Source organism: Rhizobium acaciae (assembly GCF_025941625.1).
GTDB classification, from domain to species: Bacteria; Pseudomonadota; Alphaproteobacteria; order Rhizobiales; family Rhizobiaceae; genus Rhizobium; species Rhizobium acaciae.
This window is the reverse complement of the sequence record NZ_JAPCZO010000013.1, coordinates 196,306-217,070: the sequence shown is the minus strand read 5'-3', so window position 1 is coordinate 217,070 and position 20,765 is coordinate 196,306. Positions and strand designations below refer to the sequence as shown.

Annotated in this window: 17 protein-coding genes and 1 pseudogene; 13 read left to right on the top strand and 5 right to left on the bottom strand. The window is 63.1% G+C overall.

What is annotated here, in order from left to right:
- The first annotated feature begins 4 nt into the window (after positions 1 to 4).
- The 3 genes from OLZ32_RS21730 to OLZ32_RS21720 all read left to right on the top strand — a co-directional run bounded on the left by OLZ32_RS21730 (position 5) and on the right by OLZ32_RS21720 (position 6,897).
- A complete protein-coding gene (locus OLZ32_RS21730; protein ID WP_264422411.1) occupies positions 5 to 889 on the top strand; it encodes a DUF3991 and toprim domain-containing protein in 885 nt (294 codons plus the stop codon).
- 194 nt (positions 890 to 1,083) lie between these two features.
- The gene (locus OLZ32_RS21725) at positions 1,084 to 1,689 is read left to right on the top strand and encodes a DUF1419 domain-containing protein (protein WP_264422409.1); all 606 of its coding nucleotides are present in this window, start codon (positions 1,084 to 1,086) and stop codon (positions 1,687 to 1,689) included.
- A gap of 99 nt (positions 1,690 to 1,788) precedes the next feature.
- Positions 1,789 to 6,897: a helicase-related protein gene (locus OLZ32_RS21720; RefSeq protein ID WP_264422407.1), complete on the top strand. Its 5,109-nt coding sequence runs from the start codon at positions 1,789 to 1,791 to the stop codon at positions 6,895 to 6,897.
- A gap of 317 nt (positions 6,898 to 7,214) precedes the next feature.
- On the opposite strand, the gene OLZ32_RS21715 is transcribed toward OLZ32_RS21720, so the two are convergent.
- The 3 genes and pseudogenes from OLZ32_RS21715 to OLZ32_RS21705 all read right to left on the bottom strand — a co-directional run.
- On the bottom strand, positions 7,215 to 8,570 hold the full coding sequence (locus tag OLZ32_RS21715; protein WP_264396663.1) for a HipA domain-containing protein: 1,356 nt from the start codon (positions 8,568 to 8,570) through the stop codon (positions 7,215 to 7,217).
- Positions 8,571 to 8,574: 4 nt separating this feature from the next.
- On the bottom strand, positions 8,575 to 9,066 hold the full coding sequence (locus OLZ32_RS21710; RefSeq protein ID WP_264422405.1) for a helix-turn-helix transcriptional regulator: 492 nt from the start codon (positions 9,064 to 9,066) through the stop codon (positions 8,575 to 8,577).
- 305 nt (positions 9,067 to 9,371) lie between these two features.
- Positions 9,372 to 9,928 (bottom strand): annotated as a pseudogene (locus OLZ32_RS21705) (hypothetical protein); the annotation flags it as partial.
- A gap of 326 nt (positions 9,929 to 10,254) precedes the next feature.
- On the opposite strand from OLZ32_RS21705, the gene OLZ32_RS21700 reads away from it, so the two are divergent.
- The 9 genes from OLZ32_RS21700 to OLZ32_RS21660 all read left to right on the top strand — a co-directional run bounded on the left by OLZ32_RS21700 (position 10,255) and on the right by OLZ32_RS21660 (position 18,684).
- A complete protein-coding gene (locus tag OLZ32_RS21700) occupies positions 10,255 to 11,973 on the top strand; it encodes a ParB N-terminal domain-containing protein (protein WP_264396661.1) in 1,719 nt (572 codons plus the stop codon).
- A gap of 98 nt (positions 11,974 to 12,071) precedes the next feature.
- A complete protein-coding gene (locus OLZ32_RS21695; RefSeq protein ID WP_319641126.1) occupies positions 12,072 to 12,374 on the top strand; it encodes a hypothetical protein in 303 nt (100 codons plus the stop codon).
- A gap of 473 nt (positions 12,375 to 12,847) precedes the next feature.
- Positions 12,848 to 13,432 carry a hypothetical protein gene (locus tag OLZ32_RS21690; protein WP_264396660.1) on the top strand — a complete coding sequence of 195 codons (585 nt, stop codon included), beginning with the start codon at positions 12,848 to 12,850 and terminating at the stop codon, positions 13,430 to 13,432.
- A gap of 313 nt (positions 13,433 to 13,745) precedes the next feature.
- Positions 13,746 to 14,672 carry an ArdC family protein gene (locus OLZ32_RS21685; RefSeq protein ID WP_264396659.1) on the top strand — a complete coding sequence of 309 codons (927 nt, stop codon included), beginning with the start codon at positions 13,746 to 13,748 and terminating at the stop codon, positions 14,670 to 14,672.
- 681 nt (positions 14,673 to 15,353) lie between these two features.
- Positions 15,354 to 15,665: a DUF736 domain-containing protein gene (locus OLZ32_RS21680; protein WP_264396658.1), complete on the top strand. Its 312-nt coding sequence runs from the start codon at positions 15,354 to 15,356 to the stop codon at positions 15,663 to 15,665.
- A gap of 209 nt (positions 15,666 to 15,874) precedes the next feature.
- Positions 15,875 to 16,930: a Fic family protein gene (locus OLZ32_RS21675; RefSeq protein ID WP_264396657.1), complete on the top strand. Its 1,056-nt coding sequence runs from the start codon at positions 15,875 to 15,877 to the stop codon at positions 16,928 to 16,930.
- Positions 16,931 to 17,320: 390 nt separating this feature from the next.
- Positions 17,321 to 17,632, top strand: coding sequence for a DUF736 domain-containing protein (locus OLZ32_RS21670; RefSeq protein WP_264396658.1), 312 nt, complete (start codon positions 17,321 to 17,323; stop codon positions 17,630 to 17,632).
- A gap of 313 nt (positions 17,633 to 17,945) precedes the next feature.
- Positions 17,946 to 18,110, top strand: coding sequence for a hypothetical protein (locus OLZ32_RS21665; protein WP_264396655.1), 165 nt, complete (start codon positions 17,946 to 17,948; stop codon positions 18,108 to 18,110).
- Between the two features lie 208 nt (positions 18,111 to 18,318).
- The gene (locus OLZ32_RS21660; RefSeq protein ID WP_264396654.1) at positions 18,319 to 18,684 is read left to right on the top strand and encodes a hypothetical protein; all 366 of its coding nucleotides are present in this window, start codon (positions 18,319 to 18,321) and stop codon (positions 18,682 to 18,684) included.
- Between the two features lie 67 nt (positions 18,685 to 18,751).
- Here the strand turns inward: OLZ32_RS21660 and OLZ32_RS21655 are convergent, their stop codons facing one another.
- Positions 18,752 to 19,060, bottom strand: coding sequence for a WGR domain-containing protein (locus OLZ32_RS21655; protein ID WP_264396653.1), 309 nt, complete (start codon positions 19,058 to 19,060; stop codon positions 18,752 to 18,754).
- Positions 19,061 to 19,502: 442 nt separating this feature from the next.
- Here OLZ32_RS21655 and OLZ32_RS21650 point away from each other — a divergent pair, with 442 nt between their 5' ends.
- Positions 19,503 to 19,817: a hypothetical protein gene (locus OLZ32_RS21650; protein WP_264396652.1), complete on the top strand. Its 315-nt coding sequence runs from the start codon at positions 19,503 to 19,505 to the stop codon at positions 19,815 to 19,817.
- 243 nt (positions 19,818 to 20,060) lie between these two features.
- On the opposite strand, the gene OLZ32_RS21645 is transcribed toward OLZ32_RS21650, so the two are convergent.
- Positions 20,061 to 20,522 (bottom strand): thermonuclease family protein, encoded by a 462-nt coding sequence (locus OLZ32_RS21645; RefSeq protein WP_406648744.1) that lies wholly within the window; start codon positions 20,520 to 20,522, stop codon positions 20,061 to 20,063.
- Between the last annotated feature and the right edge of the window lie 243 nt (positions 20,523 to 20,765).

Genomic DNA, 20,765 nt, shown 5'->3' with positions numbered 1-20,765 from the left:
AGACATGCGGCAGCGGGTTGGTTGCCACGCGGTACTGGAGACCGCTGGCTTCGCGCTCGATCGAAAGGAGAGCACGCGCCGCGCGATGAAGTTTCGCCGCGGTGCCGAGATCATTATCGTGACGCATGAGGGCCGCGGCTGGTTCGATCCGCTCGGTGATGGCAAGGGTGATATATTTTCACTCGTTTCACATCTCGATGGAGTCGGCTTCAGCGAGGCGCTCGAACGGGTCACAGCACTTGTCGGCTTTCAACCGTCCCAACCCACCTGGCGAAAACCCGCCAAAGCCGATGCGCCGAGCGGTACGGTGGCCGAACGCTGGCGATTGCGCAGAATGGTCGCGCCTGGCTCGGGCGCGTGGCGCTACCTGCGCAAAGAACGCCTTTTGCCGGCCGCGATCGTCAGGAAGGCGATCGGGTATGGCGTGCTGCGCGAGGGCCCCTACGGCAGCATGTGGGCCGCGCATAGTGATAGCGCCGGCGCGGTGAGCGGATGGGAAGAACGTGGCTCCGGTTGGCGCGGCTTTGCAACCGGCGGCGCCAAGGTTCTGTTCCGCCTCGGTTCCGCCCCTGCCCCACGGCTCTGCGTGACCGAGGCGGCAATCGACGCAATGAGCCTTGCTGCGGTCGAAGGCATGCGGGAGCGCACGCTCTACCTCAGTACCGGCGGCGGCTGGTCGCCGGCTACAGAAGCTGCCCTGCGGGCCCTCGCTATCCAGCCGGAGGTCCAGCTTGTCGCAGCGACGGACGCCAATCCGCAGGGCGAGGCCTATGCTCAACGCCTTCGAAGCCTCGCGGAAGAGCTTGGCTGCACATGGCTGCGATTGCGGCCGCCGGCAGACGACTGGAACGACGTCCTCAAACTTCGACAAAGCGGGAAAGCAGGATGAAGAAAAAAGAAGGAGACGTGCCGCATGCCCGATCGGCGCATCAAGGGTGAAGCTTCGCCCGGCAAGCCGGCCCTTGACCCACCGATGCGCGATCGCGGCGGCCGGGGAGCTGTCATGAAGGCCTGAAGAGGATGGCGAGATCGTGAGGATCCCGCGGCACTTCGGTCGGACGACAGCACCGAAGGAGTTCAAGAATGCCCGGTTCCGCAAAAATCCGCAAAGTCTTTGAGGGTGTGGCGACGCGCCAGCAGATGTTCCGCATGTTTGATCGCCACGCGCAGCGCCCGAGCCGATGGGACGACGACGCCGCAGCTCTCTACGCCGGCGAATGGTTTCAGATCAGCGAGACAGATCACGACTACATGTTCGAGATCCTTCCGCCGCTCTGGATCCGTGGCGCGATGTTTGCCATGCGCGAATACCTGACCGGCTCCGTGACCTCAGTCTTCTTCGCGCTGAGGATCGACGGCCGAATTCGCTATTTCCACGGCTACTGCGATCTGTCGGACCGTGCGTCGACCGAGGAAATGCGCCGCGCCATCATGGAGCGCGAGGCGGGACCCGCGCGGGCGATGACGCGTGAGGAACGTCTGGATCATATCTGGAGCAGCACGGCAGACGCCTATCGCGGGTACGCCGGCAAGGACTGGCCGGACTCCTGCTGCGGCCGTCGCGTCGTTGTCCTCTATAGCGGCGCCGGCGAGGCTTTCTGGAAGCGCCTGGACAAGCTCTCCGACCACGAGATCGCCGCCGAGCTGCCCGTGCATCTGCGCCACCTGCCCTCGACCATCGCCGCCTGAGCCGGCTTCCGGCTTCGCGGCAATTCCAACCCTTCCCCTCTTTCCCGCGGGGTCGATCGTCCGCAACCGGACTGCGATCTACAGCAAAGGAATCTCTCCATGAGCAACGATGCTTTCACCCTCGACATGTTTGGCGGCACCACCTTGTCCGCAGGCTTCGGAATCGGCTTTACCGCTTCCGACAGCATGAAACCGGTCGCCAATGACGACGATCCGGAGCCGACCCCGCCGACCCCGCCGGCACCGTCCCCTGCCCTTCCCGCACCGTCAAAACGGCCATGCGTTCGAGATCAGCAAAAGCCCTCCAACTTCTATCTCGAAGGCGACCGTGGTCTCGCACATGGCTGGAAGGATCGCGCCCGGGACAATATCGCCGCGATCCGACTCGCCGGCGAAATCGAGGCGGACAACCGCCCGGCCACGCGCGACGAGCAGGAGCGATTGATCCGGTTCACAGGGTTCGGCGCCTCCGATCTCGCCAATAGCCTCTTCCGCCGCCCCGGCGAAACCGCGTTCCGCGAGGGCTGGAGCGACATTGCTGTGGATCTGGAAGACGCCGTCGGCGAGGCCGACCATGCCTCTCTTGCGCGCTGCACGCAGTATGCACATTTCACGCCGGAATTCATCGTCCGGTCGAGCTGGAGCGGCCTGCAACGCATGGGCTGGCGCGGTGGCCGCGTTCTGGAACCCGGCGTCGGCACGGGCCTGTTTCCGGCGTTGATGCCGGAGAGCTTGCGTGGCGCGTCGCATGTCACCGGCATCGAGCTCGATCCGGTGACCGCACGCATTGCCCGGCTGTTGCAGCCGTACGCGCGGATCGTCACCGGCGATTTCGGCCGCACCGACTTGCCCGCAAGCTTCGACTTGGCCGTCGGCAATCCGCCGTTTTCTGATCGTACCGTGCGTTCGGACCGCGCCTATCGCGCGCTCGGTCTTCGTCTGCACGACTATTTCATCGCCCGGTCGATCGACCTGCTGAAGCCCGGCGCCTTTGCGGCTTTCGTCACCAGTTCCGGCACGATGGACAAGGCGGACCCAACCGCCCGCGCGCATATCGCCGGATCCGCCGACCTGATCGCGGCGATACGCCTGCCCGAAGGCAGCTTCCGCCGCGACGCCGGCACGGACGTCGTGGTCGACATCCTGTTCTTCCGCAAGCGCAAGGTTGGAGAAGCCGAGGGTGACTTGTCATGGCTCGACCTTGAGGAAGTGCGGGGGGTAACCGAGGACGAGGGCGCGATCCGCGTGAATCGCTGGTTCGCGAGCCATCCCGACTTCGTGCTCGGCGACCACGCCCTGACTGCGGGGCCGTTCGGCGAGACCTATACCTGCCATCCCCGTGACGGTGTCGATCTTGAAACGGCCCTGAACGCAGCCATCTCCCGTCTTCCGGAAGACCGCTACGACGGCGAGCCGGCCGAAATCGACATCGATCTTGAGCATGAACTCAGCGAGACCGTCGATCTCTGCCCCCGATCCGAGCAGGTCCGCGAAGGCAGCTTCTTCATCGATGTCAGGCATGGTCTGATGCAAATGGTCGACGGCGAAGCCGCTGAGATCAAGCTGCGCAAGGGACGCAGCGCCGATGGATTTCCGGAAAAGCATGTCCGCATCATCCACAAGCTGATCCCGATCCGCGATGCGGTGCGCGACGTGCTGAAGGCCCAGGAGCTCGGTCGACCATGGAAGGAGGCGCAGGTGCGCCTGCGGATCGCCTGGTCGAGCTTCGTGCGCGATTTCGGGCCGATCAACCACACCAGGGTCTCGATCGCGGAAGACCCGGAAACCGGAGAGGTGCGCGAAGCCCATCGCCGCCCCAATCTCCAGCCGTTCCTTGATGACCCCGATTGCTGGCTCGTCGCCTCGATCGAGGACTACGATCTGGAAACCGACACCGCAAGGCCCGGCCCGATCTTTTCCGAGCGCGTCATCGCGCCGCCTGCGGCGCCGGTCATCACCTCCGCTGCCGATGCGCTCGCCGTGGTGCTCAACGAGCGTGGGTATGTCGATCTCGATCATATCGCCGAGTTCGTCCATCGCGACGTCGATGACGTGATCTCGGAACTCGGCCAAGCGATCTTCCAGAATCCGGCCGATGGCGCCTGGCAGACAGCGGACGCCTATCTCTCCGGTCATGTCCGCGACAAGCTGAAGGTGGCCGAGGCAGCGGCCGCGCTCGACCCCGCCTACGAGCGCAATGTCGGGGCGCTGACCGAAGTGCAGCCCACCGATCTCCGTCCCTCGGAAATCACCGCGCGTCTCGGCAGCCCGTGGATCCCCGCGTCCGACGTGGCAGCCTTCGTGCACGAGACGATGGGGGTCGAGATCCGCATCCATCACATGCCGGAGCTTGCATCATGGACGGTGGAAGCACGGCAGCTCGGCTATATGGCGGCCGGCACGTCGGAATGGGGCACCGATCGCCGCCACGCCGGCGAACTCATCGCCGACGCGCTGAACAGCCGTGTGCCGCAGATCTTCGACACGGTGAGGGACGGCGATAGTGAACGCCGGGTGCTCAATGTCATCGATACGGAAGCAGCGAAGGAGAAGCTCACGAAGATCAAGACCGCCTTCCAGAGCTGGGTCTGGTCCGATCCCGACCGCACCGACCGGTTGGCAAGAGGCTATAACGACCGCTTCAACAATATCGCCCCGCGCAAATTCGACGGCGGGCATCTGAAACTGCCGGGCGCATCCGGAGCCTTCGCCCTCTTCCCGCACCAGAAGCGCGGCATCTGGCGGATCATCGCCGCCGGTTCGACCTATCTCGCCCATGCCGTCGGCGCCGGCAAGACGATGAGTATAGCGGCCAGCGTCATGGAACAGCGCCGTCTCGGGCTGGTTGCCAAGGCGATGCTGGTCGTGCCCGGCCATTGCCTGGCGCAGGCCGCCCGCGAATTCCTGGCGCTTTATCCGAACGCTCGTATCCTGGTTGCCGACGATACCAATTTTTCGAAGGACAAGCGCCGGCGGTTGCTGTCGCGGGCGGCGACCGCGACCTGGGATGCGATCATCATCACGCACTCGGCCTTCGGCTTCATAGGCATTCCCTCCGCCTTCGAGCAGCAGATGATCCATGACGAGCTCGAGCTTTACGAAACCCTGCTTACCAAGGTGGAGAGCGACGATCGGGTCTCGCGCAAGCGTCTCGAACGGCTGAAGGAGGGCCTGCAGGAGCGGCTCGAGGCACTCTCGACCCGCAAGGACGATCTGTTGACGATTGCCGAAATCGGCGTCGACCAGATCATCGTCGACGAGGCGCAGGAGTTCAGAAAACTCTCATTTGCCACCAACATGTCGACGCTGAAGGGCGTTGATCCGAACGGCTCGCAGCGCGCCTGGGATCTCTATGTGAAGTCGCGCTTCATCGAGACGAAGAACCCCGGCCGCGCACTGGTGCTGGCCTCCGGCACGCCGATCACCAATACGCTCGGCGAGATGTTCACCGTGCAGAGGCTGATGGACCAGTCCGCGTTGATGGAACGGGGCCTGCACGAATTCGATGCCTGGGCCTCGACCTTCGGCGACACCACGACGGAGCTCGAACTGCAACCGTCGGGCAAATACAAGCCGGTCTCGCGCTTCGCAAGCTTCGTCAATGTGCCGGAACTGATTGCGATGTTCCGCTCATTCGCGGACGTGGTGATGCCGGAGGACCTGCGCCGCTACGTGAAGGTGCCCGACATCTCGACCGGCAAGCGCCAGATCGTCACTTCCAAGCCGACCGTGGCCTTCAAGTGCTTTCAGACGGTGCTAGACGCCCGCATCAAGGCGATTGAGGAACGCGACCGGCCGCCGAAGCCGGGCGACGACATCCTGCTCTCGGTGATCACCGATGGACGGCACGCGGCTATCGACCTGCGGCTGGTCGACGCCGACAATGACAATGAGCCTCAAAACAAGCTCAACAGCCTGATCGCCAATGCCTTGCGCATCTGGAAAGAGACGGCCGGGCGAACTTACGTCCGCGCGGACGGCATGTTGTTCGAGCTTCCTGGAGCGGCGCAGATGATCTTTTCCGATCTCGGCACGATCAGCGTGGAGAAGACCAGGGGTTTCTCCGCCTATCGCTGGATCAGGAGCGAGCTTGTCCGCCTAGGCGTGCCGGCTTCTGAAATCGCCTTCATGCAGGATTACAGGAAGGCGGAGGCCAAGCAGCGGCTGTTCGGCGACGTGCGCGCCGGCAAGGTGCGTTTCCTGATCGGCTCTTCCGATACGATGGGCACCGGGGTCAACGCGCAACTCAGGCTGAAGGCGCTGCATCACCTCGACGTGCCGTGGTTGCCGTCGCAGATTGAGCAGCGCGAGGGCCGGATCGTGCGCCAGGGCAACCAGCATGACGAGGTCGATATCTTCGCCTACGCCACCGAAGGCTCGCTCGACGCGACGATGTGGCAGAACAACGAGCGCAAGGCCCGCTTCATTGCCGCAGCGCTTTCCGGCGACACCTCGATCCGCCGGCTGGACGATTTGGGCGAGGGACAGGCCAACCAGTTCGCCATGGCCAAGGCGATTGCATCGGGCGATCAGCGGCTGATGCAGAAGGCAGGTCTGGAGGCCGATATCGCCCGCCTGGAACGTCTGCGCGCCGCTCATGCGGACGATCTCCACGCCGTGCGGCGGCAGATCCGCGACGCCGAGCGCGAGATCGAGACAGCGACGCGGCGGATCGGTGAGATCGGCAAGGACCTCGAGCGGCTGGTTCCGACCAGTGGAGATGTCTTCACCATGACCGTGACGGGCAAGCCGTATTCGGAGCGCAAGGATGCCGGCCGGGAGCTGATGAAGGAGATCCTCACCCTCGTGCAACTGCAGCAAGAAGGCGAGGTTCCTATCGCCGCCATCGGCGGCTTCGATCTCGTCTATCGTGGCGAAAGCTTCGGTCGGGGCGAGCACTACCACTATCAGACCCTGCTCCAGCGCACCGGCGCCGGCCACGAGATCGATCTGGCGGTAACCGTCACCCCCCTTGGCGCGGTTTCACGGCTCGAGCGCGTGCTCGACGCGTTCCGGCAAGAGCGGGAGCGCTATCGCCAACGCCTGAAAGAATTCGAGCGCCGATTGGCATCCTACCGATCGCGTCAGGATGGGGCGTTTGGTTTTGCGGAGGAACTGGCGGACAAGCACCGACAGCTGCGGGAAATCGAAGACGCGCTCGCCTCTGATGCGCGCGGCGATACCGCCCCGGTGGTGAAGGCCGCTTGAGAGAAAACCACGGCTCGCCATTCTTGAATGCGGTGCAGCATGTGCATAGCTGCATTGCACAATAACTGGTTTGCCTTTGATCAAAAAACGGGCAATGTGCCTGCAGCTGATGCACATGGCGGTTTTCCTCCCAGTGCCGCCGCGCCAGCTGTTCCCCTCTGGAGGTTTTAATTACCTTCACACTTCAAGGGCCGCGGTCTCCGCTGGCCCTCTTTTTTTGTCCTCTGCGTCACAGCGCATGCCCGGTCAGCTCAGCTGGCGGTGCGACATGCTCCGGCCGCTTGAGTCCGATAGCGCTTCCGGTTTGGCTATAATCCTCAAGAGCCGAGCAGCCAACCGCCACCGCGCTCGATATAGTCGTCTCGCGTCTTGATCCCGTCGGGAGGCGGGATTTCGAAAGCAGACAGCAGCTCATCGATATTGTGCGCGATCAGGTCGGCAAAGCGCTTCATGCCAAGGCGATCGAGCCGGGGCAGCTCTGCCGCGAGCCCTTTTGATAGTCTTCCCGTCAAGCTTTTTGTGAGGCGGGTTTGCGCGCCAGGTGATGTTATTCCCAGTGCATTCAAGAATGCCGCAAAATCGCCGAAGCCGAGATCATCCAGTTTTGTGGCATCGCCGATTGTGAAGGCAAAGAGATCGGTGAGATTGGGATCGAGCCTCGTCGGCAGCAGATCATAGCGCGGAGAAACGCGGATCCGGCCCCCCCTATCGTAGAGGAGCGCAAAGTTCTTGGCGTGACCATCGACATTGCCGGTCATGAGGTCGAACAGGACCGCTCCGATGAAGCGCTGTTTTTCGCTAGCGGGATCGACCGTCGCATCGAGGATCCTGTTTATGGCGTGGGCGTCAAAACGCCGGCCTTCCCGCCCATGACGCTCGTATTTCAGAGACGGCGGAAGGCCAAGCGCCTGGGCGAAATCTTCCTGATGGATCCTGACGATCTTGTTCTCGGCGTTCAGCCGCCTGTCGAAGCGCTCGATCACCAGGGCGTCTACCCCGTTGAAGTTGACGACATTTGCCTGCGCGGTCTCGAAGCCGAGCTCTCTCGAAAGCAGAAGCGTTTCGAATTCCAGCCTCGGGTCCTGCAGATGCTCCTGGTCCGGGACCTTGATGATGTGGGTAGTGGGAGCGCCCGAGCCAGGTAAGGGTTCGGCATAGCTTCCGTTGGGAAGGATCGTGACCGCGATCTTGCTTTGAACGCCGGCGAGCGGTGACGGATCTTCGGTGCCTTCCGGAAGGCGCTGACGCCTGTGCAGCGAGCCAATGATGGCGTTCAGCCGATCCCCATCGATTCTCCTGTAGTCGACGTCGTAGTTGCCAGGCACCTTGACGGGCGGGGCTCCGAGAGGCAGCACCGAGATCGCGCCTGCGCAATCCTTACCGAGATAGAAGAGAAGGCCTGCGACATCGCTGCGGGCCAGCCCCTCGCGATCCATGACGCGCTGCAGGACGCCGTCCCGCTCCTGAAGAAGGTTGTCGAAAAAGGGCCGGGCCCTGTTGTCGTCGAAAGCGTCGTCTCCGAGGGGAAAGGAGAGCGAAAGCGGGAAGGCATTGGGATCGTCGAGATAACTGGCCGCGTAGGCGAACGCCAATCCACCGTCTTCATCCCTCACGAGGTTGCCGATGGGATTGGCAAACCCGTCCAGCCTGACGTCGAGCGCGATCATATTCATGCGGCTATCGCGGCTCAGCGAATATCGAGATGCCGGCGGCTTGCGCGACTTTGAGAACCTTCTGAAACTCAAGCGTCGCCTTGCCGTTCTCAAGCTCGGATATGAAACGCCGGCCCACGCCCGCTAGATCGGCAAACTCCTGTTGCGAAAGCTTTTGCGCTTCCCGCGCTTTTTTGACGATATGGCCCAAGTCGGCGGACGAGACGATTTCCGTTGCATGATGCCGTCTGTCGTCGGCCTTCGCCTTCGTTCTTTCAGTCTCTTGTTCACCAGGCAAGGGAGCGAGAGGTTTGGGAAGCCCGAAATGCCGGGTGTCCACACCGAGGTCTGGGATCTCGACTGCTGGAAGCTTGAAGGCGGTCGCGGCCTTCAAAGCCTCCGTTGCCAGTTTGACCGATGGAATATCGACGCTTTTCAGCGTGTCCGTCAGAGTTTTGGACATGGCCGAGATGTCGCGAAGAGCTTTCGTTCCCGCATGAAGATCCGCCAGCTTCATCTGGTCGCGCAAAGCCTCGGACAGAGGCGATTGCGCCAGCAGCCTGGCAACGTCAGTCGCCTTCGTCACAGATGGAATTTTATCGCCTGGATCGCTCATGTCTGCTTCTGTACGGGAACATAGCTGAGCCGAAGCGTGATTGCAATAGGCGTTGCTCCCGAACGGGGGCGAAGCCAAAATGTCGTTACCGTACGGGAGCGCGTCGCGTTCAGTTGCTTACTAGTGGGGCCGTTGATCCCGAACGGGAACGAAGTAGGCATGAGCTGGGCTATTCGGGCCATGCTATTCAGGTCCAGTCGAGCCCGGCCGCGCCCCGCCTCCGCCACCAGGCCCGCCTCGTACATGAGCTCGTAGCGCTGCAGCGCAAGCTCCTCGTTCCAGGATGCGCCGCTAAGGCCGAAAGTAGACTCATCCGCTTGCGCCGGTGGTCACTTCGGGAGACATCGGATGAGATCCAGCCTTCAAATCCTTCGATGATCTCTTTCAGGTGTCCGGGTCTTCCCGCGCGGTGGTCTTCCCAGGGAAAATACTCGTACCAGCCATGCCAACCAGGTGCGCCCGCGCCGGGTGCGGCTTGCTCGCGCACCAGTCCGAGATAGCTGATCGAGATCGTCCGTCTGGCATTGTCACGCGGCGAACGGTCGCGGTCGGCAAAAGCGTAGAGCTGTTCGAGATAGCCAACGGGATGACCGGTCTGCTCACCCACCCATTCGCGAAGTCCCGATTGCAGGCTGCGGTGCTCCACTTCGAGCGGCCCGGAGGCAAGCGCCTCTCCCTTGCGCACGGTCATCACCCGCGGCGCCTCGCTCGTGACCGCAGTGAGCACGGCAATCAGTTCGGCATGGGCAAGCGCGTTCTTCAAAGGCAGGCGGTCCTTTCACGAGGTCTTTGGGCCCTGTTGCTGAGTAGCAGAGATTGGGAGGGGAGAAACAGAAATTCATGAAGGGAAGAAGGAAGGTCGCAAAGCGGTGTTCCCGCCGACGCGTAACCGCTCTACCGCCCCCTCCGCATCCCGGCCGCTCGCGCCGCGCAGGGCTGATAGCCCCGCTTGCGCGTCGCGGCAGGGACGCTCGCGCGCAGTTGCGCCGGAAAGCCCGCTTTCGCGGTCCGGGAAGTGTCTTCGCAATGAAGTGAAGACAGGAAGGAGCGGCAAGCGTGCCGCTCCGCACCGACCAGAGGAGCTTTCCCATGCAGATCCTGAAACTCGATCCCCGCGCGCTCAAGGACAATCCCGATGGCGCCCGCCGCTCGAAATCCTCCCCCCAGGCCGACGCGCTGTTGCTGGCGACGGTCAAGTCCGTCGGCATCATCCAGCCGCCCGTCGTCTCGCCCGAAATCGAGGGCGGCAACGGCTTCGTCATCCAGGCCGGCCACCGGCGGGTGCGCCAGGCGATCGCGGCCGGCCTCGAGGAGATCGAGGTTCTGGTCGCGGACGCCGCCAATGACAATGGCGCCATGCGCTCGATGATCGAGAATGTCGCTTTCGAACCGCTCAATCCCGTCGACCAGTGGCGGGGCATCGAACGTCTGGTGGCGCTCGGCTGGACCGAGGAGGCGATTGCCGTGGCGCTGGCGCTGCCGGTCCGCCAGATCAGGAAGCTCAGGCTGCTCGCCAATGTGCTGCCCGCCATGCTCGAGCAGATGGCCAGGGGCGACATGCCCAACGAACAGCAGTTGCGCACGATCGCGGCTGCCGCGCTCGATGAGCAAAAGGAAGTCTGGAAGGCCAACAAACCGAAGAAGGGCGACACCGCAGCCTGGTGGCAGATCGCCAATGCGCTCAGCAAAACCCGCATGTACGCCCGCGATGCCAGTTTCGGCGACGATCTGCGTGAGGCCTATGGCATCGAATGGGCCGAGGATCTCTTCGGTCCTGCCGACGAGGACAACCGCTACACCACCAATGTCGAGGCCTTTCTCGGCGCCCAGCAGGAATGGATGACGGTGAACCTGCCGAAGAAGGGCGCGATTATCGAGGCCAACAGCTGGGGCCAGCCGGAACTGCCGAAGAAGGCGGAACGTGTCTATGGCAAGCCGGGCAAGGGCGACCACACCGCTATGTATCTCGACCGTGAGGGCAAGGTGCAGACCGTCCACTACCGTATGCCGGAACCGAAGGCTGCCGCAGACAGGACAGGCTCGGTCGGCAATTCGTCGGCGGACGCCGACGCTGACGCAGCGACTGGCGCCAAGCCACGCCCCGATGTTACCCAGAAGGGCCAGGACATGATCGGCGACTTCCGCACCGACGCGCTGCACGAGGCGCTCGGCCGGGCGTCGATCGAGGACGACACGCTGATGGCGCTGCTCGTACTCGCCTTCGCCAGCCTGAATGTCCGGGTCGATTCCGGCGCCAGTGACCACGTGTTCGGGCGCAAGCGCTTCAAGCGTCATGGGGCAAGGCTCTTCGCCGAGGATGGTCGGCTGTCCTTCGACCTGGAGACGGTGCGGGTCGCGGCCCGCTCCATACTGGTCGACGTGCTGTCGTGCCGGCGCGGCATGTCGAACAGCGGCGTCGTCTCGCGCATTGCCGGCGAGGCGATCGGTGCGGACGGATTTCTTCCGAACATGGGCACGGAAGACTTTCTCCTGTGCCTGTCGCGCCAGGCGCTGGAGACCGCGGCCAGGGAGGTCAGCCTGCAGCCGCAGCCGCGTGTGCGCGACACGCGGGCAGCACTCGTCGAGCACTTCAAGGGCGAAGTGACTTTCATCCACCCTGCCGCGCTCTTCGCACCCGACCCGCGCGAGATCGCCGATCTGATCGGCCATGCCGATGAACCGGACGCCGATGATGCCGCCGCCGAAGGTGACGCTGCCAGCGCTGACACGGACGCCGCGGTCGACGAAGCGCCGGACAACGCGCCGGAAGAGGAGCTTGAGGCCGCCTACGGCATCGCGGCGGAATAACAGCCGCCTTTTTGCTTCTTCCCGAAAGATCACGCCGCCGGCCGCCCCGGCGGCGCTTTCGTTTCCATCAACCGCAGAACCAGAACGGGAGCTCTTTCATGTCTGCGTCCCTGATCTTCGATCTCGCCCCGATCGGCTCACTCGTTTCTTGGTCGGACGGGAGCCCCCGCCCATCCGAGCGATTCCATAAGAAGCTCGCTGCCTGGCATACCAGAAACAGTCAGGGCCGGCTCATCCGCAAAGAAGGGCCGCGCAAGCTCGGCAGCTACACGTCGCCGGGATATTTTACCCTTCATCAGGAGGACATCGGCGGCAAGTCGACCATCCTCGTGACCCTCCATCGCACCTTCGGGCCGGAAGAGCATTCTGAACAACGTCTGGATGGGCGGGGCGCCCCATGACGATGGCGGGATCCTACGCCGTCTGCGCAATTCCCATGGCCCGACCTGGCTGCAATCGTACCGGCTGGCGAGCGCTGGTTCGGCGGAGCGGGCGACCGCGGCGCGGGCGCAAAGCAAGCCCGACGCCGTGGATGACGAGGTGTAGCGTTTCTCGTGGGCCAGTCCCCTTTCAATGAGCAGGGCTGAGCCTGTCCATGCCGGTTTGTCCTTCGGTTCTGCTGCGGTCTGAACCAGCGGCCATCCGCTTCAAGGCCGCTATCGCGCCGGGGGGCGGCCGGAGCCCGCCGTTCATCGCAGAGCAGATCTGCCGCGTCTTCGCAAGCGCGATCGCGCTGGCTTGCCCGCAGATCGGCTCCGCTTGTCCTGGCTGGCCCGGGCCCTGAAGCGTCCGTCTTCCGCCGGTTCGGCTCGACCGCACCGAAGGGCAAGCCGGCACGGGGCCGGAACCGCTTCGGATGTTGAAAGGAACACAAATGGCCAAGCCCGCAACCAATCGCCAATCCGCCCGGGTCGTTCAGCTCCGCAAGGGCGCCACACTCGAAATGGTCCGCCTCACATGCCCCGACAGCGCCCAGGCGCTGAAGATCGCCGAGAGCTTTGGGACCGCGATCGTCGACAGCGACGGGATCCGCGATCTGCATGAGCGGCTCCTCGGCGAGACGGCCAATGCTCTGAGCGACGGCCTCGGCGAAAAGGCCATGCAGATCCACCTGCAGCGGATCGTCGGCGCTTTCGTCGGTTCCGCCCATGGCGCCGGCCAGTTCTATAGCCGCGCCGTCACCGAGGCGCGCGACGCCACCGCCAAGGCCGCCAACGACAGCCGCGACGAAGACCTCGACGGCCCCGTCGGTTACGACAGTGCGGCACAGCGCAGGCGCGAGTTCGCCGCCGACATGGGCGTGCAGGCCCATGCGCTCAGGATGGCTGCCGAGGGCGCGGTGGCCGCCTACGCTGGGATCGTCGGCGAGACCTGGAAACCCTTCGACCGGCCGGTCGAAAACCCGGGCCACAATCTCGATCGCAAGGCGGCCGCAGCGCAGTTGTCGGCCTTCGAATGAGCCCTTCAGGCGAGGCTTCGGCCTCGCCTATCCCTCCCATGATCAAGGCCGCCTCCGCCGGGGGCGGCCTTTTGCCATGTCGGCGCCGCACTCGCCCGGCGATGGGGAAGGAAGGGGAGGAGACAGAAGAAGGCAGGGGCCTCCCATCGCGGCCGCCGCGGGTGTCGGTCCTGCCGGGGCCGCAACCGAGCCGCAACGGCTTTGCTGTCCTCCACTGCCGTTTCGGCCTTCGGTGCGCTCGCTTGCCTGGTGCCCCGGCTCCGGACCCCGCGTGACGGCCGCGATAGGCGCGGCCTCAAATGGAGGTCAGGACATGAGCAGGAAAGAAAACGGGTCCCGCGTGGACATCTATGCAAAAATCACCGACCGGATCGTCGCGGATCTGGAGACTGGTGTGCGCCCCTGGGTCAGGCCGTGGAGTGCGGCAAACACCGCGGGACGCATCACACGGCCGTTGCGCCACAACGGCCTGCCATATCAGGGCATCAATACCCTGCTTCTGTGGTCGGAATCCGTCTCGAGAGGCTTCGTCTCGCCGACCTGGATGACCTTCAAGCAGAGCATCGAGCTCGGCGGCCATGTGCGTAAGGGTGAGAGCGGTGCAACGGTCGTCTATGCCAGCCGCTTCACGCGCACGGAGACCGATGCCCATGGTGAGGAAGTGGAACGCGGAATTCCCTTCCTCAAGGCTTATACGGTGTTCTGCGCCGACCAGATCGAAGGGCTTCCCGAGCAGTATTATCTCGACCCGGCCCCGGCGATCAATCCGGTGGAGCGGATCGCCCATGCGGACAGCTTCTTTGCCAATACCGGCGCCGTGATCCGGCACGGCGGCAACCAGGCCTATTTCAATCCGGCTCTTGATATCGTGCAAATGCCGCCGCTCGAAAGTTTCCGCGATGCGCCGAGTTACTACGCGACGCTCGGGCACGAGCTAACCCATTGGGTTGGCGTGGAAAAGCGGCTTGATCGTAACCTCTCCCGCTATCACAAGGATCGCGCGTCTCGGGCCCACGAAGAGCTTATCGCCGACCTCGGCGGTTGCTTTCTGGCGGCCGATCTCGGCATCGTCCCGGAGCTCGAGCCGAGACCCGACCACGCAAGCTACCTTGCCAGCTGGCTCGAGATTCTCAGACATGAGAAGCGGTTCATCTTCGCCGCCGCGGCCCATGCACAGCGCGCGGTCAACTATCTCCATGACCTGCAGCCGGCAAACGGCGAGGAGCGACAGGCGGCTTGAGAGCTGCAAGTATCAATCAGGGCCGGCCGCTCAGTCCAGGGCGGCCGGTTCATCCTGGTGGGCGTGACGGAGCGGTCGCTGTCGGCCCTCAGGTCTGCCTTGCCCAGATCGACGTCTTCTCTGGGCCGGACTTCGGCCTCTCGTGATGGCTTGATCTCAACGATGAACGGCTTTGCCTCTCTGGGCGTGCATCCTCTTGGGCAGAACGATGCGGAACGATATTTCGACCGCGTGGCTGAGGCAACCAGGCCATTGTCCTGGAATCGAAGCATCAGGTCAGCAGCATGCCGGACTGGCTGTGGAGAATGCGCGCACCTGTGAGCCGATATCCGGGATGTCGTCGACGATGTGCGGCTCGCCATCGCCAACCCCTTTACTCCCTGCCACTGGCCGCTCCCTCTGCGGGCTCGATGAGGCATGTCTGACAGGAGAGCGGCTCCGCCTCGATCGTTTTCCCGCAACGGCCTTCGCACCTTTCTTCCCCTGAGCGCCAGGCGCTCATTCCTCGCGGATCAACAAAGCTGCTGCCGGCCGCCCTCCATTCCATTGCGGCCCGGCAAGCCACCCCATTGCGCAGGCGCAACGGGGACCCCGGGGGTGCGGTCCGATCGTCACCTGTCTTTGCGACTGCCATCGAGGCCGCGATGGGCGCGGCCCGAAACAGCAAAAGGGACTACGGCAATGGCAACTATCGGCATCTTCACCGCATCTGAAAACGGCTTTAACGGCTCGATCCGCACGCTCGCCCTCAATGTCAAGGCACGCATCGCCCGCGTCGAAAACCCCTCCGACAAGGGCCCGCACTTCCGCATCTACGCAGGCGCCGTGGAGCTGGGTGCCGCCTGGCAGAAGCGCTCGACCGAGACTGACCGCGACTACCTCTCGATCAAGCTCGACGACCCGAGCTTCCCGGCCCCGATCTACGCGACCCTGACAGAAGTCGAGGGCGAGGACGGCTACCAGCTGATCTGGTCACGCCCGAACCGGGATTGATCCGGCAGGCCCCGCTCGTCAGAGCGGGGCCGCTCCTCAGCAGGAAGCGGTGTGTCGCTGGCCCTCCGTAATGCCGCGAAAACCTGTGGAGCGCGCGCGCTGGACTAATTTATCCCGGCAATAAAGTTTCGGTTATTGGATGAAAATGGATGGATTAATGGATGCCGTCCTGCCATACCCGTTTTGGATGGAAACGGATGATTTAATGGATGCCGGTACTAGACCTCTTGAAACTCCGGATCACACCCGAGATCCTGTCGCTGATCGCCGAGATCGATGAGTTCAAAGGTGCCTGGCGGGCGCTGGGCCGTATCGCCCCCGACCGGCTGTCCAGTCTGCGGCATGTCGCGACAATCGAGAGCATCGGTTCGTCAACCCGCATCGAAGGGGCAAGGCTGACCGATCGCGAAGTCGAACGGTTGCTGTCGAACCTGCGCATCGGCTCGTTCAGCAGCCGCGACGAGCAGGAAGTCGCAGGCTACGCCGACGTGATGGAGACGATCTTCTCGGCTTTCGACACGATCCCGCTCAATGAGAATCACATCCGCCAACTCCATCGAGACCTCCTCGCCCACTCGACCAAGGACGAGCGACATCGTGGAAACTGGAAGACATTGTCCAATAATGTCGAGGCCTTTGATGAAGACGGCCGAAGCCTGGGCGTTGTTTTCGAAACCGCATCTCCTTTCGACACCCCGGGCCGGATGGCCGACCTCGTGGCCTGGCTGCACAAACACGAAACGGACAAGACCTTTCATCCTTTGCTCATAATCGCCGTCTTCGTGGTCGTCTTTCTTGAGATACATCCGTTCCAGGACGGCAACGGCCGGCTGTCCCGCGCCCTGACCACATTGCTTCTCCTCAGGGCCGGCTACGCCTATGTGTCCTACAGCTCTCTCGAAAGCGTCGTCGAGCAGAACAAGGAGGCCTACTATCTGGCGCTGCGTCGCACACAAGGCACGATCCGCACCGATCATCAGGATTGGAACCCATGGGTCGAGTTCTTCCTGAAAAGCCTGCAGCGACAGAAACAACGCCTGGAACGCAAGATCGAACGCGAGCGCATTCTGCTGGGCGAATTGCCGGAGCTTTCCGTTGCGATCCTCGAACTGGCGCGCGAACGTGGAAGAGTGACCGTTATGGACGCGGCCAATTCCACGGGCGCAAGCCGCAATACGGTCAAGGATCATCTCCGGGCGTTGACCGAGCAGGGACACCTCACTCTTCACGGAGCCGGCCGCGGTACGTGGTACGGCCTGAGCTGAACAGCAATGTGATGTACGGGGCGCACCTGTGAGCCGATATCCGGGATGTCGTCGACGATGTGCGGATCGCCATTGCCAACCCCTTTACTCCTGTCACCGGCGCTCCCTCTGCGGGCTCGATGAGGCATGTCTGACAGGAGAGCGGCTCCGCCTCGATCGTTTTCCCGCAACGGCCTTCGCAACTTTCTTCCCCTGAGCGCCAGGCGCTCATTCCTCGCGGATCAACAAAGCTGCTGCCGGCCGCCCTCCATTCCATTGCGGCCCGGCAAGCCACCCCATTGCGCAGGCGCAACGGGGACCCCGGGGGTGCGGTCCGATCGTCACCTGTCTTTGCGACTGCCATCGAGGCCGCGATGGGCGCGGCCCGAAACAGCAAAAGGGACTACGGCAATGGCAACTATCGGCATCTTCACCGCATCTGAAAACGGCTTTAACGGCTCGATCCGCACGCTCGCCCTCAATGTCAAGGCACGCATCGCCCGCGTCGAAAACCCCTCCGACAAGGGCCCGCACTTCCGCATCTACGCAGGCGCCGTGGAGCTGGGTGCCGCCTGGCAGAAGCGCTCGACCGAGACTGACCGCGACTACCTCTCGATCAAGCTCGACGACCCGAGCTTCCCGGCCCCGATCTACGCGACCCTGACGGAAGTCGAGGGCGAGGACGGCTACCAGCTGATCTGGTCACGCCCGAACCGGGATTGATGCGGCAGGCCCCGCGCGTCAGAGCGGGGCCAAGCTCTTCCTCAGAAGCCGGAAACGGGCGTTGAGCCCGCTTCCGGCTTATCCGGTGCCATACGGACCGTAAGGGTCTGCTCAGATCAGCCTATTGTGCCGTGCCGGATCGGCGGCCTCAAGGACGAGGGTCCCCCCAATTTTGCTTCCTCTCCGGTTCCCTCCGCTCCAACAAAATCGGCTCCCCCTCGCCGCCGCTGGCGGTCGCGTCCCGCGATCCCTGACCCCACCACTCCGGCACGCCCAGTGTCGTCGTCTTTCACGAACTCAAGGAGATGAGACGATGACCATCGAAGAGCAAATTGCCGAATTGCGCGCTGAACTGAACAATGCGTTTGATGCCGCCGAGCGCCGGCAGATCGAGGCGGAGCTGCAACTCGCGCAGGCTGATCTCGCTCTGATGCTTGCCGAACAGGACGGAACCGTCGAAGCCGAGCCGCCCTTCTGAGGCGGGTTCTATCTGTTGCCATGTAAGCCGGTCGGCCGGATCGACCGTTGTCCCGGCTATGAGGGATTTCATCCCTCGCCTTCAGCCTGGTGGCTCCTGCGGTCGCGGTCCAGTCGGTAAGAGCGTCACTCGATCGAGGCGCGAACGAACCATCGATAGCGACCGGTCCCCTTCCTCCTTTTGACACTGCTGTCATCTCTCATCGTGGATGTTGCAGCCCGATCGTCGCGACGCAACCTGCCAGCGTCAGAATTTTCCCCGACGCTTTCGCGTCTCCCCGCGGACCAAAATTCGGCCGCCGGCCACGTCCTCCACTTCGTTTCGGCTCTTCGAGTGCGTCGCTCCTTATCCGTCTGCGGTCTCACCCCGCGATGACCGCAAATCGAAAGGAGAAACATCGTGCAACAGCTCGCTCAATTCCTCGCCGCCACCGGTCGCCGGCCCCCACGCTCTCGGCGGGGTGATCTGCCATTTCTTCCGCAAGGGAAAACTCGGCCTGAAGCTCGCGATCAAGATCCCGTTCTTTGTCGAGATCGAGGCTTCTTTTGAGACCGACTGGGATCACCGCACATGACGCGCGCCGGGCGGCCGCGTCGGCGGCCCCTTTTCGGCGACTTGAAAAAACCGAGGGGTGCAGAAGCTCAACGCAACGAATGCCGGAACGTTGCTTTTGGCCGATAACCGCGAGCGCGCTTTTGTTTCAACAGGTCGAGGAACAGCCGCACCGCTTCCTCCTCCCGTTCGAACACGTGCTGTTTCTCCTGCCCGCGCTTGCCGATCCGCCCCCATCTTCGGGTCAGGCACGCTTCGCCGAACATCGTCCTGCCGATCTCCATGGCGTAGTAACGCGCCATGTTTTTCGCCGGATCCATGCGTTCGACATAGAGACGGTAGGGTTGCTTGACCATGTCATCATCATCGTGACAGCACGCCGCCACGTCCAACGACATATGTGAATCCTACAGGTGCGACCGATTCATTTTCGTGAAGAATGGTGCCTGGGCGAGGCGCCAAAGGCGCAAGGCTCTCATCGCGTTGCGACCGGAGCCCGCACGCGGTCCCCGCCCAGTCGGGTTACGATCCTCTCGCAAGAAGAAGCGTGACGATGCCAGATATCGTCGTAGCGAGATTGCCGGTACGTCCTATGGCCCGCAAAGCTGGCAAGCGGTCGCGTCCTTTCAGGACGCGGTTTTATCTCTCTCTGACCTCCCATTTTGCACCCGCCGTTCCGGCGTCAAGGACATCGCGGCCCCTCCAATTTTCCCTGCACCGCAAGCGGCACAGACAAAATCGGTTCCTCCGCTCGCCGCAGAGCGGCCGCGTTCCGCGATCCCTGACCCCTCACGGCTACGGTGCGGATCCCTTTCGTCAGAAAACGAAAAGGAGACTCTGATGACAAAGCATCAAATCACACAGCCGGTTGGCGAAAACCAGGAGGCGCCCGACCAACAGCCGGGCTGGCTTGAAGCTTTGCGTCGACAATTCGATGCGGAAGTTCATCTGCCCAGCGACATCTCGCAAGAGTTCCTGTCTGCGGCGCTGCTCTTCGTCATCGAGAACAAGGTCGATTTCGGTTTGTTCCATGAGGCAGGCAGGATCATCATTGCGCATTTCGGGGGTGACGAGATCTACCTGCCATCCCAGTGGTCCGACAAACGATGGCACATCGGCCTTGAGGATAAAGAGTTCTTCGACCCCGGTGATTGAGGTTGAGACCAGAGGCGGCCGGCCGCCTCTGGTCTTTGCCATGCGTCTGAGCCGTTCCAGCCGGATCGACCGGCCGGCACGGCTATGAAAGGGGGGCTGTGCCGCCCCTCTCAATCTCACCCCATGAAGGAAGGGCAAGCCCCTCCTTCAAACTTCCTCCCATGGGGAAAGGGGACGGTTCCCTCCTCCCTTTCCCCAAACCCCAATCCCTCTCCCGTGCAGGGGAAAAAGGAAGATTGGTCGTCACTGGCTTTGACACCATCCGTGCCGGGCGCCATCCCACGACCGCGCGAGGCCCTCCTGGACCAAAACGCCGCCGAGCGACTTGCCGGCTCGCGTGACGGTCCGAAGTTTGCGTCCATATTTGTCCTCGTCTCGAAACCCGGCCAACAGCGAGAACTTTCCGGCGTTGAGCAGCGCCAGCAGGCGGAATTTTGCCGCTTCACCTTTGATCCTTTCGGCCTCGCAGCGCGGCGGGCTGAGTTCGGGCGTATCGATATCGGCAATGCGAATTTTCCGCCCTTCGAACCAGAACGTGTCCCCATCGACGACACAATTCACGCGACGGCTCTCACTGCAGATCGAGAATGCCGCCGACAGTGGGTCCGGTCTCGGTGTCCCGGCAAGTGCGAGGAACCCGGAAAGATTGCCGGCGCCGGTATAGGCAAGCCAACCGCCGACAGCAATGATGACGGCCGCAAACAGTCCCGCCAGTCGCCTGCGGCGGCTGCTCTGGCCCGATCGGGATGGTTTGCCGGCGGCGCCAGGTCGATCGTCGTTTCCTGACTTCCGCGTTCTTCCGATCGGAACCACTTTCGATTTCGCCACTCGCCAATCCTCTCTTTCGTATACCTCAGCCTATCCTCGCCTCGGTTTCATCCGCCTTTACGGATGCGCTCACGTGTCAGGCCGTCAAAACGGTGTGTGAGGAGCGGGCGCAGTCGATCC

Coding starts and splice junctions, on each gene's coding strand:
- OLZ32_RS21730 (WP_264422411.1), top strand. CDS start 5: ATGCGGCAGCGGGTTGGTTGCCACGCGGTACTGGAGACCGCTGGCTTC.
- OLZ32_RS21725 (WP_264422409.1), top strand. CDS start 1,084: ATGCCCGGTTCCGCAAAAATCCGCAAAGTCTTTGAGGGTGTGGCGACG.
- OLZ32_RS21720 (WP_264422407.1), top strand. CDS start 1,789: ATGAGCAACGATGCTTTCACCCTCGACATGTTTGGCGGCACCACCTTG.
- OLZ32_RS21715 (WP_264396663.1), bottom strand. CDS start 8,570: ATGAATATGATCGCGCTCGACGTCAGGCTGGACGGGTTTGCCAATCCC.
- OLZ32_RS21710 (WP_264422405.1), bottom strand. CDS start 9,066: ATGAAGCTGGCGGATCTTCATGCGGGAACGAAAGCTCTTCGCGACATC.
- OLZ32_RS21700 (WP_264396661.1), top strand. CDS start 10,255: ATGCAGATCCTGAAACTCGATCCCCGCGCGCTCAAGGACAATCCCGAT.
- OLZ32_RS21695 (WP_319641126.1), top strand. CDS start 12,072: ATGTCTGCGTCCCTGATCTTCGATCTCGCCCCGATCGGCTCACTCGTT.
- OLZ32_RS21690 (WP_264396660.1), top strand. CDS start 12,848: ATGGCCAAGCCCGCAACCAATCGCCAATCCGCCCGGGTCGTTCAGCTC.
- OLZ32_RS21685 (WP_264396659.1), top strand. CDS start 13,746: ATGAGCAGGAAAGAAAACGGGTCCCGCGTGGACATCTATGCAAAAATC.
- OLZ32_RS21680 (WP_264396658.1), top strand. CDS start 15,354: ATGGCAACTATCGGCATCTTCACCGCATCTGAAAACGGCTTTAACGGC.
- OLZ32_RS21675 (WP_264396657.1), top strand. CDS start 15,875: ATGCCGGTACTAGACCTCTTGAAACTCCGGATCACACCCGAGATCCTG.
- OLZ32_RS21670 (WP_264396658.1), top strand. CDS start 17,321: ATGGCAACTATCGGCATCTTCACCGCATCTGAAAACGGCTTTAACGGC.
- OLZ32_RS21665 (WP_264396655.1), top strand. CDS start 17,946: ATGACCATCGAAGAGCAAATTGCCGAATTGCGCGCTGAACTGAACAAT.
- OLZ32_RS21660 (WP_264396654.1), top strand. CDS start 18,319: ATGTTGCAGCCCGATCGTCGCGACGCAACCTGCCAGCGTCAGAATTTT.
- OLZ32_RS21655 (WP_264396653.1), bottom strand. CDS start 19,060: ATGTCGTTGGACGTGGCGGCGTGCTGTCACGATGATGATGACATGGTC.
- OLZ32_RS21650 (WP_264396652.1), top strand. CDS start 19,503: ATGACAAAGCATCAAATCACACAGCCGGTTGGCGAAAACCAGGAGGCG.